Origin of the sequence: Tepidimonas sp. HKU77 (assembly GCF_049728535.1) — a bacterium.
GTDB lineage: Bacteria > Pseudomonadota > Gammaproteobacteria > Burkholderiales > Burkholderiaceae_C > Tepidimonas.
The window spans coordinates 2,308,033-2,321,105 of record NZ_CP187300.1; the positions used below are offsets into that span (position 1 = coordinate 2,308,033).

General features: G+C 69.3%; 12 protein-coding genes. 11 read left to right on the forward strand and 1 reads right to left on the reverse strand.

All coding sequences use genetic code 11. The features are described from left to right. Positions 1 to 7 precede the first annotated feature (7 nt). The 10 genes from cbiB to ACPP3B_RS11190 all read left to right on the forward strand — a co-directional run bounded on the left by cbiB (position 8) and on the right by ACPP3B_RS11190 (position 9,655). Positions 8 to 991 (forward strand): adenosylcobinamide-phosphate synthase CbiB, encoded by a 984-nt coding sequence (cbiB, locus tag ACPP3B_RS11145; RefSeq protein ID WP_424859021.1) that lies wholly within the window; start codon positions 8 to 10, stop codon positions 989 to 991. After that, a complete protein-coding gene (locus ACPP3B_RS11150) occupies positions 988 to 2,085 on the forward strand; it encodes an aminotransferase class I/II-fold pyridoxal phosphate-dependent enzyme (protein WP_409784534.1) in 1,098 nt (365 codons plus the stop codon). Before cbiB ends, ACPP3B_RS11150 begins: the two co-directional genes overlap by 4 nt. Continuing rightward, the gene (locus ACPP3B_RS11155; protein WP_424859022.1) at positions 2,082 to 3,518 is read left to right on the forward strand and encodes a cobyric acid synthase; all 1,437 of its coding nucleotides are present in this window, start codon (positions 2,082 to 2,084) and stop codon (positions 3,516 to 3,518) included. The genes ACPP3B_RS11150 and ACPP3B_RS11155 overlap by 4 nt, the downstream gene beginning before the upstream one ends. 10 nt (positions 3,519 to 3,528) lie before the next feature. After that, entirely contained in the window at positions 3,529 to 4,584 is a 1,056-nt protein-coding gene (gene cobT / locus ACPP3B_RS11160; protein WP_424859023.1) for a nicotinate-nucleotide--dimethylbenzimidazole phosphoribosyltransferase, read from the forward strand. A gap of 12 nt (positions 4,585 to 4,596) precedes the next feature. Beyond that, positions 4,597 to 5,424, forward strand: coding sequence for an adenosylcobinamide-GDP ribazoletransferase (gene cobS / locus ACPP3B_RS11165; protein WP_424859024.1), 828 nt, complete (start codon positions 4,597 to 4,599; stop codon positions 5,422 to 5,424). A gap of 4 nt (positions 5,425 to 5,428) precedes the next feature. Next, a complete protein-coding gene (locus ACPP3B_RS11170; protein WP_424859025.1) occupies positions 5,429 to 6,016 on the forward strand; it encodes a histidine phosphatase family protein in 588 nt (195 codons plus the stop codon). A gap of 156 nt (positions 6,017 to 6,172) precedes the next feature. Next, positions 6,173 to 6,433, forward strand: coding sequence for a DUF4212 domain-containing protein (locus ACPP3B_RS11175; RefSeq protein ID WP_299021651.1), 261 nt, complete (start codon positions 6,173 to 6,175; stop codon positions 6,431 to 6,433). A 16-nt stretch (positions 6,434 to 6,449) separates the two neighbouring features. Then, a complete protein-coding gene (locus tag ACPP3B_RS11180) occupies positions 6,450 to 8,303 on the forward strand; it encodes a sodium:solute symporter family protein (RefSeq protein ID WP_424859026.1) in 1,854 nt (617 codons plus the stop codon). 90 nt (positions 8,304 to 8,393) lie between these two features. Then, complete coding sequence (locus ACPP3B_RS11185) at positions 8,394 to 8,747, forward strand: hypothetical protein (RefSeq protein ID WP_299021647.1); 354 nt, start codon at positions 8,394 to 8,396, stop codon at positions 8,745 to 8,747. 23 nt (positions 8,748 to 8,770) lie between these two features. Continuing rightward, positions 8,771 to 9,655, forward strand: a complete 885-nt coding sequence (locus ACPP3B_RS11190; RefSeq protein ID WP_424859027.1) for a lytic transglycosylase domain-containing protein — start codon at positions 8,771 to 8,773, stop codon at positions 9,653 to 9,655. A gap of 19 nt (positions 9,656 to 9,674) precedes the next feature. Here the strand turns inward: ACPP3B_RS11190 and ppsR are convergent, their stop codons facing one another. Further along, the gene (ppsR, locus tag ACPP3B_RS11195; RefSeq protein WP_424859028.1) at positions 9,675 to 10,493 is read right to left on the reverse strand and encodes a posphoenolpyruvate synthetase regulatory kinase/phosphorylase PpsR; all 819 of its coding nucleotides are present in this window, start codon (positions 10,491 to 10,493) and stop codon (positions 9,675 to 9,677) included. Between the two features lie 160 nt (positions 10,494 to 10,653). Between ppsR and ppsA the strand changes: the two genes are divergently transcribed. Further along, entirely contained in the window at positions 10,654 to 13,047 is a 2,394-nt protein-coding gene (gene ppsA, locus ACPP3B_RS11200; protein WP_424859029.1) for a phosphoenolpyruvate synthase, read from the forward strand. Positions 13,048 to 13,073 lie beyond the last annotated feature (26 nt).

Here is a 13,073-nt window from a genome sequence, read left to right on the forward strand (position 1 = left end):
CCCGGCGATGGAGCAGGCAGCGCTCGCATGGCCGCCGGCGGGCGCGCTGGCGTTGGCGGTTGCGGTCGCCCTGGCGTGGGACGCGCGCTTCGGCGAGCCGCCGGCGCGGCTGCACCCGGTCGTCGGCATGGGCTGGGTGCTGGAGAGGCTGGGGCGACGCGTGGCGCCGATGCCGGGCGCGCCGGTGCCGCCGGCGCGCGTGTTTGCCGCCGGGATGCTGGCGTGGACGCTCGGGGCTGCTGGGGTGGTGGCGCTGGCGTGGGTGCCGCAGGCGTTGCTGAGCCATGCGCCGTGGTGGGTGCAGGGGCTGGCGCTTGGGCTGCTGCTCAAACCGCTGCTGGCCTGGCGCATGCTCCGCGAGGAGGTGGCCGCGGTCGAAGCGGCGCTGGCGCGGGGGCTCCAGGCCGGTCGCACGCAGGTGGCGCGGCTGGTCAGCCGTGACGTGCAGGCGCTGGACGAGGCCGGCGTGCGGCAGGCGGCGCTGTCCACCCTGGCGGAAAACCTCAACGACTCGGTGGTGGCGCCGCTGTTCTGGTTCGCGCTCGCGGGCCTGCCCGGCGCGGCGCTGTACCGCTGGGCCAACACCGCCGATGCGATGTGGGGATACCGCGGCGTGCGCGGCGGGCGCGACTGGACCTTTGCCGGGCGCTGGGCCGCGCGGGCCGACGATGCGCTGTCGTGGCTGCCGGCACGGCTGACCGCTGTGCTGCTGCTGGCCGCCTCCGGCCGAAGCGTGCCGTGGCGCGCGCTGCGCGCGCAGGCGCGGCGCACGCCGTCGCCCAACGGCGGCTGGCCGATGGGCGCGCTGGCGCTGCGGCTGGGGGTGCGGCTCACCAAGCCCGGGGTGTATGCACTCAACGAAGCCGGGCGGCTGCCGCAGCCTGCGGACACCGCGCGTGCCTTGGCATGGTGCGACCGCGCGGTGGCCGGGTGGGGCGCGCTGCTGGTGGCGGGTCTGGCGGGCGTGGCGATGCTCGGGAGGCCGTCATGAAAGAGCGGCTGGAACACTTGGCCGCCGAAGCCGGCGTGACCGAACCGGCTCCGGGGACGACGCAGTCGCCTGCGGGGCCGCCGCCGCGCACGCACGGCGGCCCCGACGCCGACGGCGTGCCGCCGTGGGACTTCTCCGCCAACGCCAACGCCTGCGGGCCGTGCCCGCAGGCGTTGGCGCGCGTGCAGGCGGCGGCGCGGCGCCACTATCCTGACCCCGCGTACGCGGAGCTGCGCCGTCGGCTGGCGGACGGGCACGGCGTGGCGCCGCACCGAGTGCTGCTGGCCGCCAGCGGCAGCGAGTGGATCCTGCGCTTCGCCGCCTGGTGCGCGCGGCGTGGGTACGGTCCCCTCTGGTGGCCGGTGCCCGGCTACGGCGACTACGCGCACGCCGCCCGGGTCTGGGGTCTGGCGCACGCGTCTGGCCCGGCGCTGGCGTGCGCCGGCTGGCTGTGCGACCCCGGCAGCCCGCTCGGCCAGCCGGAGGATGCCGCCGCGGCCCAGGCCCTGCTGGCCGCCGGGGCGCCGGTGACGCTGGATCTGGCCTACGCACCGCTGCGGCTGCAGGGCGAGCCGGCGCTGACCGAGCGGCAGCGCGCGCGCTGCTGGCAGCTTTACAGCCCCAACAAGGCGCTGGGCCTGACCGGCGTGCGCGCGGCCTACGTGATCGCGCCGGAGGACGCCGGGCCGGGCGAGCTCGCCGAGCTGCAGGCGCTGGCGCCGTCGTGGCCGATCGGGGCGGACGGCGTGGCGCTGCTGGCCGCCTGGATCGAGCCTTCGACGCAGCGCTGGTTGCAGGCGACCCTGGGGACGCTGGCGCAGTGGAAGGCGGCGCTCGTGCAGACGCTGCAGGCGCGCGGCTGGGAAGTCGCTGCAAGTGTCACGCCCTTCGCCTGCGCCCGCCCGCCGCAGCCGCTCGACGCGGCGGCGCTGCGCGCGCGCGGCGTCAAGCTGCGCGATGCGGCCTCGTTCGGCCTGCCGGGCTGGTGGCGCCTGTCGGCGCAGCCACCGCAGGCGCTGCAGGCGCTCGCGGAAGCGCTGGACGCGCTCGCAGCGAACGCCCCCACGGCCACCCGGCGGAGGCCGCCGCGATGACCGCGCGCTGCCTGATGGTCTGGGGCACCAGCAGCGGCGCCGGCAAGAGCTGGCTCGTCACCGCGCTGTGCCGCTGGTATGCGCGCCAGGGCCTGCGCGTGGCGCCGTTCAAGGCGCAAAACATGAGCAACAATGCCCGCGTGGTGGCCGGGGGCGAGATGGGGGCGGCGCAGTATTTTCAAGCGCTGGCGGCGGGGGTCGAGCCCGACGTGCGCATGAACCCGGTGCTGCTCAAGCCCGAGGCCGACACGCGCAGCCAGGTGGTGGTGTGGGGCCAGGTCGATGCCGCGCTGAGCGCCATGCCATGGCGGCAGCGCAGCGCTGCCCTATGGCCGCGGGTGCAGGCGGCGCTGGATGAGCTGCGCGCGCGCCATCAGGTCGTCGTCATCGAAGGCGCAGGGTCCCCGGCCGAGATCAACCTGCAGCCCAGCGACATCGTCAACCTGCGGGTGGCCGCGCATGCCGATGCGCGTTGCCTCTTGGTCAGCGACATCGACCGTGGCGGTGCTTTCGCCCACTTGTACGGCACCTGGGCCTTGCTGCCGCCGGATCAGCGCGCGCGCTTGCGTGGGTTCGTGCTCAACAAATTTCGCGGCGACCCCGCGCTGCTGGCCCCGGCGCCCGAGCAACTGCACGCACTGACCGGGGTGCCTACGCTGGGGGTGCTGCCGTTGTGGCGCGACCACGGCCTGCCGGAAGAGGACGGCGTTTTCGACGACCGCGCGCGGGGCGACGGGTCGGCACGGCAGACGGTCGCCATCGTGGCCTACCCGCGCATCAGCAACCTGGATGAGTTTCAGCCCCTGACCCGCGTGCCGGGCCTGCGCGTGGTGTGGGCGCGCACGCCCGCCGACTGCACCGGTGCGGACTGGATCATTCTGCCGGGTTCCAAGGCCACGGCGGCCGACCTGGCTTGGCTGCGCGCGCAGGGGCTCGATCACGCCGTCGTCGCGCACGCACGCGCGGGACGCGCGGTGTTGGGCATCTGCGGCGGTCTGCAGATGCTGGGTGAGGCGCTCATCGACCCGCATGGCATCGACGGCAACGCGGCCGGGCTGGGGCTGCTGCCGCTGGTGACCGTCTTTGCCCTGGACAAGACGGTGCAGCGCGCCGAGGTCACTTTCGGCACGTTGGGCGCGCCGTGGTCGGCGCTGTCGGGTGTGGCCGTGCGCGGTTATGAAATCCACCACGGTCAGACCGCGATCCACCCCGCCCTGGCAGGGCAGGGTCGCGAGGTGCTGCCCGGGCTGGTCTGGCAGAGCGCCGACGGGTGCGTGCTCGGTTGCTACCTGCACGGCCTGTTCGAAAATGACACCGTCCTGCGCGCCCTGTGGGGCACCGGGGTGCCGTCGCTGGCATCGGTTTTCGACGCGTTGGCCGACACGGTGCAAGCGCACCTCGGCGCCGACACGCTGGATCGTTTGTTGACTTGAAGGAAAGCCCATGAGCCTGTCATTGCCCACCATCGACGACATCGACGACACGGCCCTTGCGGCGCGCCTGCAGCGCGCGCTGGACGACAAGACCAAGCCCCAGGGGTCGCTGGGACGGTTGGAGGCGCTGGCCCTGCGCATCGGACTGATTTTGGGCACCGGCGCACCCACGCTGCAGGCGCCGCAGTTGGTGGTATGCGCCGCCGATCACGGGCTGGCGGCGCACGGCGTGTCGGCCTATCCCAGCGATGTGACGTGGCAGATGGTGGAAAACTTTCTGGCCGGGGGCGCGGCGGTGAGCGTGCTGGCGCGCCAACACGGGTTGGCGCTGACCGTCGTGGACTGCGGCGTGCGGCACGACTTCGCGCTGCGGCCGGGATTGCGGCACGCCAAGATCGCCCCTGGCAGCGCCGACGCGCTGCACGGCCCGGCCATGAGCATGGCCCAGTGCGAGGCGGCGCTTGCCAACGGCATGGCGCTGGTGCGTGATTTGCCCGGCAATGTGGTACTGCTGGGCGAGATGGGCATCGGCAACACCTCGGCGGCCTCACTGTTGATGAGCCGCTTGACGGGGCTCGACATCGCCGACTGCACCGGCGCGGGCACGGGCCTGGACGCAGCGGGGGTGCAGCGCAAGATCGCGCTGCTGCGCCAGGTGCTGGCGCGCCACGCGACGGCGCACGAGCCGCTGGCAGCGCTGGCGGCCCTGGGGGGCTTCGAGATCGCGACCCTGGTGGGGGTGGTGTTGCAGGCTGCGGCCGAGCGGCGCGTGATCGTGGTCGATGGTTTCATCACCACTGCGGCGGTGCTGGTGGCCGCGCGACTGGCCCCCGCGGTGCTGCAGCGCTGCGTCTTTGCGCACCGCTCGGGCGAGCGCGGGCACGCGCTGCTGCTGGCGCACCTGAAGGCCGAACCGCTGCTCGACCTCGGGCTGCGCCTGGGTGAGGGGTCTGGGGCGGCGCTGGCCTGGCCGCTGTTGGTGTCGGCGTGCGCGATCCTGCGCGAGATGGCCAGCTTCGATGCGGCCGGTGTGGCGCGCCGTGCCGACACGGCCCCCGCGCACTGAGAGGGACGGCCGATGCTCGCGCGCGCCGTGCGGCACTGGTTGTTGGCGCTGCAGTTCTTCACCCGCATTCCGGTGACGGGGCGATTGGCGCAGTGGGTGGGCTACTCGCCCGCCATGCTGCGCGCGAGCGCGGCCCATTTCCCGGGCGTGGGCTGGGTGGTGGGCGCGTGGTGCGCGCTGGTGTTGGTGATTTCCGCGTGGGCGTTGCCAGCGCAGCCCGCGTCGGCCTGGGTGGCGGCGGCCCTGAGTACGGCGGCCGGCGTGTGGCTGACAGGGGCGTTTCACGAAGATGGGCTGGCCGACACCGCCGATGCGCTGGGTGGGATGGTCGAGCGTGAGCGCGCCCTGGTCATCATGAAGGATTCGCGCATCGGCAGTTACGGGGCGGTGGCGCTGGTGCTGGCGCTGCTGACCAAAGTGGGGCTGCTCGCGCTGCTGGAGCAGTCGGGCCTGGTCTGGGCGGCGGCGGGCGTGCTGGGGGCGCATGTCACCTCGCGTTGGGCACCGCTGTGGATCATCCACGCCCTGCCTTACGTCGGCGATGCCGACGGCTCCAAATCCAAGCCGCTGGCGGACGCGCTGGACGCGGGCGCGCTGTGGGTGGGGACGGGTTGGTGGCTGGCGGCCATCGGCGTGACCCTGGCGCTGCAACCGTCGTGGCGCTGGCTGGGTCCGGTGCTGGCCGCACTGCTCGCGCTGGCGCTGATGCGGCGCTGGTTGGCTCGGCGGCTGCAGGGCTTCACCGGCGACACCCTCGGCGCCACCCAGCAGGTGACCGAGTTGGCGTTCTACCTGGGATTGGCGGTCGCGCTGGGCGTGTCCGTCACTGTCGGGGGGTGAGGACATGCGCCTGTGGCTCGTTCGGCACGCGCGCACCGGACTGGCCTCCGACGTCTGCTGTGGCCGCACGGATGCGCCGGCCGACCCGGAAGCGACGGCGCAGGCCGCCCAGCGGCTGCATGCGGTGCTGCCGCCAGCGTTCGTGTGGTGGGTGTCCCCGCTGATCCGGGCACGGCAGCTCGCGCAAGCCCTGCATGCCCTGCGCCCCGCGCTGCCCGCGCCGCTGGCGGATGCGCGCTTGGCCGAGTTCGATTTCGGTGCATGGGAGGGGCGCCGTTGGGACGACGTGCCGCGAGCCGAGCTCGATGCCTGGGCGGGCGATTTTGCGCACGCGTGCCCGGGTGGGGGCGAGTCGGTGGCGGCGCTGCTGGCGCGCGTGCGGCAGGCGCTGCATCGAGTGATGGCGACGCGCGCCAGCGATGGTGTCTGGATCACCCATGCCGGGGTGATCCGCGCCGTGCGCTACACCCTGTGTGCAGGCGAGCAGGCGCTGCCGTGCAGCGCGCACGAATGGCCCGTTGATGCGCCCGCCTGTGGCGAGTGGACCTGCGTCACGCTGCCAGAAGGCACGCACAGCCCAGCTCGACCCTAGGACTTTCCCTAGGTTTGGGCGATGGCGGGCGGTTTTTCAGTTCGCCGTAAGGCTGGCTCAGGATAGTCCGCCAGGAAACATTGCGAATGTCCAGCGATGTTCCGGCCGGCGGTCCGTACCGCCGATTCGAAACGTGTATCCGAGGAGAACGTACCCATGTCCAACGACAGCAACGCGCGGGCTTATTGGTCTGCGACGCTGGGACTGCTGACCAAAGTGCTGGTCATCTGGTTCCTGGTGTCCTACGGCGCTGGCATTTTGTTTGCCGATGCGCTCAACGCCATCAAACTGGGTGGCTATCCGCTCGGTTTCTGGTTTGCCCAGCAGGGCTCGATTTATGTCTTCATCGCTTTGATCTTCTGGTACGCGGCGCAGATGCGCAAGATCGATCAGAAGTTCGGCATGTCCGAAGACTGATGCGGAGGCACCGAACATGAGTCTGCAACTTTGGACCTATCTCGTCGTCGGCGCCACGTTTGCGCTCTACATCGGCATTGCCGTGTGGTCGCGCGCTGGCAGCACGTCCGACTTCTACGTGGCTGGCGGCGGCGTGCACCCCGTCACCAACGGCATGGCAACTGCCGCCGACTGGATGTCGGCGGCGTCGTTCATCTCGATGGCTGGCTTGATTTCCAACATGGGCTACGGCGGTGCCGTGTTCCTCATGGGTTGGACCGGCGGCTACGTGCTGCTGGCGTGCCTGCTCGCGCCGTATCTGCGCAAGTTTGGCAAGTTCACCGTGCCCGAGTTCATCGGTGATCGCTACTACTCGAAGACCGCGCGCAACGTGGGCGTGATCTGCCTGTTGGTGGCCTCCATCACCTACATCATCGGCCAGATGACCGGGGTCGGCGTGACCTTCTCGCGCTTCCTGGGCGTGTCCAGCGACATGGGCATCTACATCGGCATGGCGATCGTGTTTGCCTACGCGGTGTTCGGCGGCATGAAGGGCATCACCTACACCCAGGTGGCCCAGTACATCGTGCTGATCGTGGCCTACCTGGTGCCGGCGTTCTTCATCTCGCTGGCACTGACCGGCAACGTGCTGCCGCAACTGGGGCTGGGTTCGGATCTCAAGGGCACCGATGTGTCGCTGTTGGCCAAACTGGACCAAGTGGTCAAGGACCTGGGCTTCGGCGAGTACACCACGAGTGTGGCGGGCAGCAAGCTCAACATGTTCTTCTACACCGTGTCGTTGATGATCGGTACGGCCGGCCTGCCGCACGTGATCGTGCGTTTCTTCACGGTGCCGAAGGTGGCCGACGCGCGCGCGTCGGCGGGTTGGGCGCTGGTCTTCATTGCGCTGCTGTACACGACCGCGCCGGCGGTGGGTGCCATGGCGCGCTTGAACCTGATCGGCACCGTCAACACCGCGGTGGGCGTGGAGCCCGACCCGGCGGGTGGCATCCGCGTCAATCCGGAGAAGGTCAAGGCTCAGGCCGATCTGCTCGCCCCGGAAGCTGCGCTGCCCTACGAGCAACGTCCGGACTGGTTCAAGCGCTGGGAAAAGACCGGTCTGCTCAAGTTCGAGGACAAGAACGGTGACGGCCGCATCCAGTTCTACAACGACAAGACCAAGAGCGAGGCCGTCAAGGCCAAGGCCGAAGCGGCCGGCCTCAAGGGCAACGAGCTGACCGTCAACGCCGACATCATCGTGCTGGCCAACCCCGAGATCGCGCTGCTGCCGAACTGGGTGATCGCGCTGGTCGCCGCCGGTGGTCTGGCCGCGGCCCTGTCCACTGCGGCGGGTCTGCTGATGGCGATTTCGTCGGCCATCTCGCACGACCTGATCAAGGGCGCCATCAACCCCAACATCAGCGAGAAGAACGAGCTGCTGGCCGGCAAGATCGCCATGGCGGGCGCGATCATCGTGTCCGGCTACCTGGGCCTGAATCCGCCGGGCTTCGCCGCGGGCACCGTGGCGTTGGCCTTCGGTATCGCCGCCTCGACGATCTTCCCGGCGCTGATGATGGGCATCTTCAGCAAGAAGGTGACCGGCTCCGGCGCCGTGGCGGGCATGCTCGCCGGCCTGTTCGTGACGCTGTTCTATGTGTTCGCGCACAAGGGCATCTTCTTCGTCAAGGGCACCGAGTACCTGGACCTGATCGGCGGCGCCAACAGCTTCTTCGGCATCACGCCGGAAGCCTTCGGTACCGTCGGTGCGATCGTCAACTTCGTGGTGGCGTTCGCGGTCAGCGCGGTGTCCAAGCCGGTGCCGGCGCACATTCAGGACCTGGTCGAGTCGGTCCGCGTGCCCAAGGGCGCGGGTTCCGCGGTGGCTCACTAAACGGGTCGTATCTGGGTTGCCAGCGGCGGCCCAGACCCGCGACAATCAGCCCCGTCGGCGCCGCCGGCGGGGCTTTTTTCTGGTGACACCATGGTGAGCATCTACCCAATCAAAATTTTGTTTTTTCTGGCGCTCTTTCCCGTGGCATTCTTTTGGCTGCGGCGGGCGTGGCGCATCGCGTTTCGGCGCGACTTTTCGGAAGTCGCGCTCAAGAAAGGGGAGCCGCCAGCGGATGCCGAGCGCTGGGCCCCCTACGAGCTGGCGATCAACTTGGTGGGGGGGGCGGTGCTCGTGGGCGTGATTCTGTCGGTCCTGATGGGCTGGCTGGAGTATCAGACTTGGGTGGCCATTGCCGGGACGACGCTGTGGATGAAGATTTTTCTGTCGTTTGCCCTCGGGCGGCACGCGCACGGGATCGGTCAGCCGCGCTCGCGCGTGCGCTGAGGCGCGTCGCACTGGCGCTCGGGTTGCTGTCATCGGCTGTGGCGTTCGCGTCCGCGTTGCCGACATCGCCGCCAGCGTGGACCGATGAGCCGCCCCAACTGTCGCGCTGGATCGAAGCGGGCTGGCAGTCCGAGCAAGCGCACGACCCGGCCTTGGCGGCCGCGTGGTACTGCCGCGCCGCCCGCCATGGCAGCGCGCAGGCATACCACCGGCTCGGCATGCTGTTGGGGGCATTCTCGCTCGACGAGGTGGGGCAGGCCGCGGGCGTGGCGTCGCTGCGTCAGGCGGCCCAACTCGGATACGCCGACGCGCTGGCCGATCTGGAGCGCGCCCTGGCGCAGCGGCCCGATGCCCGCGGTGGCGATCCGGGTGACCTGCCCGAGTGCCTGCGCGGGGGGGAGCCACCGTCCCTGACCATCGCCACGGCGGCGCCCGCGGTGGCGGTGCCGTCGGTGGTGCCGCACGAGGTGGTGGCACACTACGTGGCCAATTTGCCGGCCGACAAACGGCGCCACGCCCTGATGATCCAGCGCCTGGCCCCGCAGTTTTCCGTCGATGGGCGCTTGGCGCTGGCTATCGCGCGTGCCGAGTCCAATTTCGAGCCGCGCGCCGTCTCACCGCGCAATGCGCAGGGCCTGATGCAACTGATTCCCAGCACGGCCGAGCGCTTTGGCGTGCGCAATGCGTTCGACCCCGAGCAAAACGTGCGTGGGGGACTGTCGTACCTGCGCTGGTTGCTCGAGCGCTTCGACGGTGACGTGGCGCTGGTGTCGGCGGCGTACAACGCCGGTGAAGGGGTGGTCGACCGCTTTGGCGGTGTGCCGCCTTACGCCGAGACGCGAGCCTACGTGCAGCGCATCCTGAATTTTTATCGCGCCAGCCGCCACGCCGCGCCCGGGCGCGACTGATACGGGCTCGGGCGCCGGTTCAGTGTGCCTCGCGCTCCTCCAGGCTTTGGCGGATGAGGGTGGCGATCTCCTCGATCGACTTGTGCGTGGTCGACAGCACCGGAATCCCCGCGCGGCGCATCAGCGCTTCGGCCTCGCGCACCTCGTAGCGGCAGTTCTCCAGGCTCGCGTAACGGGAGTGGGGCCGGCGTTCGTGCCGAATCTCGCTCAGCCGCTGGGGGTCGATGGTCAGGCCGAACAGTTTTTTCTTGTGTGGCAGCAGCGCCGGCGGCAGTTGGCGGCGCTCGAAATCCTCGGGGATCAAGGGGTAGTTCGACGCCTTGAGCCCGAACTGCATCGCCAGGTATAACGAGGTTGGCGTCTTGCCGCTGCGGCTCACTCCCACCAGGATGACGTCGGACTTTTCCAGGTTGGCGTTGGTTTGGCCATCGTCGTGCTCCAAGGTGAAATTGATGGCCTCGATGCGGTCGTGGTACTCCTGACTCCTGGCCACGTCCGAGAAGCGCCCGACGCGGTGGTTGGACTTCATGCCCAGCTCGTGCTCCAGCGGGGCGATGAAGGTACCAAACATGTCGATCAACATACCCTGGCAGTGACGCTGCAGCACGTCGAGCACTTCCATGTTGACCACGGTGGTGAACACCAGCGGGCGCTTGCCATCGACGGCGGCGGCGTGGTTGATCTGGCGCACGGCCTGATGCGCCTTGTCCGCGTCGTCCACGAAAGGCAGGCGCACCATCTTGGGCGATATCTCGAATTGTTTGAGTATGGCGCGCGCGAACGTCTCGGCCGTGATGCCGGTGCCGTCGGAGACGAAGAAGGCGGTGCGGTTGGGCATGGTGGTGGTGGGAAATTACAATCGGCGCATTATCGCGGCCTGGGGCAGGCGCCTCCAACGATGCGCCTGTCCGGCTTGCCGCCCGCGGCCCAGAATGACAACGACATGGCCGCCCGTGCGGACCGCGGACCGGTTTTTCAACATCGTGGAGTCTTCAACCATGTCCGATCGCTTCCCCCCTGACGCGCTGGTGGTGCCGTTCGAGCAACTGCGCATGGCCGACGTCGAGATCGTCGGCGGCAAGAATGCCAGCCTGGGCGAGATGATCTCGCAACTGCCGCAGGGCGTGCGCGTACCCACCGGCTTTGCCACGACGGCACATGCGTACCGCTTGTTCCTGCGCCATGACGGGCTCGACGAGCGCATCCAGGCCAAACTGGCCGCGCTCGACGCCGATGACGTCAAGGCGCTGGCTGCCACCGGTGCCGAAATCCGCGCCATGGTCGAGGCGCAGCCGTTCCCGCCTGAGCTGGAAGCGGCCATCCGTGCCGCGTTCGAGCGCCTCGACGGCGGCGCTAACGCCAGCTATGCGGTGCGCTCCTCGGCCACGGCCGAGGATTTGCCCGATGCGTCGTTCGCCGGGCAGCAGGAGACGTTTCTCAACGTCTCGGGTATCGACGACATCCTGCACAAAATCAAAGAGGTGTTCGCGTCGCTCTACAACGACCGCGCGATCAGCTACCGCGTGCACAAGGGCTTTGCGCACAGCGACGTGGCGCTGTCCGCGGGCGTGCAGCGCATGGTGCGCTCGGACCTGGGCGCCAGCGGCGTGATGTTTACCATCGACACCGAAAGCGGCTTCGAGGACGTGGTGTTCATCACCGCCAGCTATGGGCTGGGCGAGACGGTGGTGCAAGGTGCCGTCAACCCGGACGAGTTCTATGTGCACAAGCCCATGTTGCGCGCGGGCAAACACGCCATCATCCGGCGCAACCTGGGCAGCAAACTCATCCAGATGGTGTTTGCCACACCCGAGGAAAAGGCCGCCGGGGGGCGGCTGGTCAAGACGGTGGACGTGCCGGTGGAGCAGCGCAACCGCTACGCCTTGAGCGATGCGGACGTGCTGGAGCTGGCGCAGTACGCCCTGGTCATCGAGCAGCACTACGGCCGGCCGATGGACATCGAATGGGGCAAGGACGGGGTGGACGGCCAGATCTACATCCTGCAGGCCCGGCCCGAGACGGTCAAAAGCCAGGCCGCCGGCCAGGTCGAGTTGCGCTATCAGCTCAAGGCCAAGGGGCCCGTGCTGGCGCAGGGGCGCGCCATCGGCCAGAAGATCGGCACGGGCAAGGTGCGCATCGTGCACTCGATCGCCGAGATGGACAAGGTGCAGCCTGGCGACGTGCTGGTCACCGACATGACCGACCCCAACTGGGAGCCGATCATGAAGCGCGCCAGTGCCATCGTCACCAACCGTGGCGGGCGCACCTGCCACGCGGCCATCATCGCGCGCGAGTTGGGCATTCCCGCCGTGGTGGGCTGCGGCAACGCCACCGAAACGCTCAAGGATGGCCAGCTCGTCACCGTCAGCTGCGCCGAGGGTGATACCGGCCACATCTACGAAGGGCTGCTCGAGACCGAGGTCACCGAGGTCAAGCGCGGCGCCATGCCCGAGCTGCCGGTCAAGATCATGATGAACGTGGGCAACCCGCAGCTGGCGTTCGACTTCGCCCAGATCCCCAACGCGGGGGTGGGGCTGGCGCGGCTGGAGTTCATCATCAACAACAACATCGGCGTGCACCCGAAGGCGATTCTGGACTACCCCAATATCGACACCGATCTCAAGCGTGCCGTGGAGTCGGCCGCGCGCGGCCATGCGAGCCCGCGTGCCTTCTACGTGGACAAGGTGGCCGAGGGGGTGGCCACGATCGCGGCGGCGTTCTGGCCCAAGCCCGTGATCGTGCGCCTGTCGGACTTCAAGAGCAACGAATACCGCAAGCTGGTCGGTGGCAGCCGCTACGAGCCCGACGAGGAAAACCCGATGCTGGGCTTCCGTGGCGCGGCGCGCTACATCAGCGACGATTTCGCCGAGGCGTTCGCGATGGAGGTCGAGGCCATCAAGCGCGTGCGCTCGGAGATGGGCCTGACGAACGTGCAGGTGATGGTGCCGTTCGTGCGCACGCTGGCGCAGGCCCGGCGCGTCACCGAGCTGCTAGCGGCCATGGGGCTCAAGCGCGGTGAGCACGATCTCAAGCTCATCATGATGTGCGAGATCCCCAGCAACGCGCTGCTGGCCGAGCAGTTTCTCGAGTATTTCGACGGCTTTTCGATCGGCTCCAACGACCTGACCCAACTGACGCTGGGGCTGGACCGCGATTCGGGCCTGGAGCTGCTCGCGCACGACTTCGACGAACGCGACCCGGCCGTGCTGGCCCTGATCGAGCGCGCCATCACAGCCTGTCGCGCGCAGGGCAAGTACATCGGCATTTGTGGCCAGGGGCCCAGCGACCACCCGGACTTTGCCCACTGGCTGATGGAGCGCGGCATCAGCTCCATCTCGCTCAACCCGGATACCGTGGTCGACACCTGGCACCGCCTGGCTGGCGGAGCTTGACCGGCGGCAGCACGACGCGGCACTCC

What these genes read in the sequence shown, in the direction of transcription:
- cbiB (WP_424859021.1), top strand. Translation starts at nt 8, where the DNA reads ATGGAGCAGGCAGCGCTCGCATGGCCGCCGGCGGGCGCGCTGGCGTTG.
- ACPP3B_RS11150 (WP_409784534.1), top strand. Translation starts at nt 988, where the DNA reads ATGAAAGAGCGGCTGGAACACTTGGCCGCCGAAGCCGGCGTGACCGAA.
- ACPP3B_RS11155 (WP_424859022.1), top strand. Translation starts at nt 2,082, where the DNA reads ATGACCGCGCGCTGCCTGATGGTCTGGGGCACCAGCAGCGGCGCCGGC.
- cobT (WP_424859023.1), top strand. Translation starts at nt 3,529, where the DNA reads ATGAGCCTGTCATTGCCCACCATCGACGACATCGACGACACGGCCCTT.
- cobS (WP_424859024.1), top strand. Translation starts at nt 4,597, where the DNA reads ATGCTCGCGCGCGCCGTGCGGCACTGGTTGTTGGCGCTGCAGTTCTTC.
- ACPP3B_RS11170 (WP_424859025.1), top strand. Translation starts at nt 5,429, where the DNA reads ATGCGCCTGTGGCTCGTTCGGCACGCGCGCACCGGACTGGCCTCCGAC.
- ACPP3B_RS11175 (WP_299021651.1), top strand. Translation starts at nt 6,173, where the DNA reads ATGTCCAACGACAGCAACGCGCGGGCTTATTGGTCTGCGACGCTGGGA.
- ACPP3B_RS11180 (WP_424859026.1), top strand. Translation starts at nt 6,450, where the DNA reads ATGAGTCTGCAACTTTGGACCTATCTCGTCGTCGGCGCCACGTTTGCG.
- ACPP3B_RS11185 (WP_299021647.1), top strand. Translation starts at nt 8,394, where the DNA reads ATGGTGAGCATCTACCCAATCAAAATTTTGTTTTTTCTGGCGCTCTTT.
- ppsR (WP_424859028.1), bottom strand. Translation starts at nt 10,493, where the DNA reads ATGCCCAACCGCACCGCCTTCTTCGTCTCCGACGGCACCGGCATCACG.
- ppsA (WP_424859029.1), top strand. Translation starts at nt 10,654, where the DNA reads ATGTCCGATCGCTTCCCCCCTGACGCGCTGGTGGTGCCGTTCGAGCAA.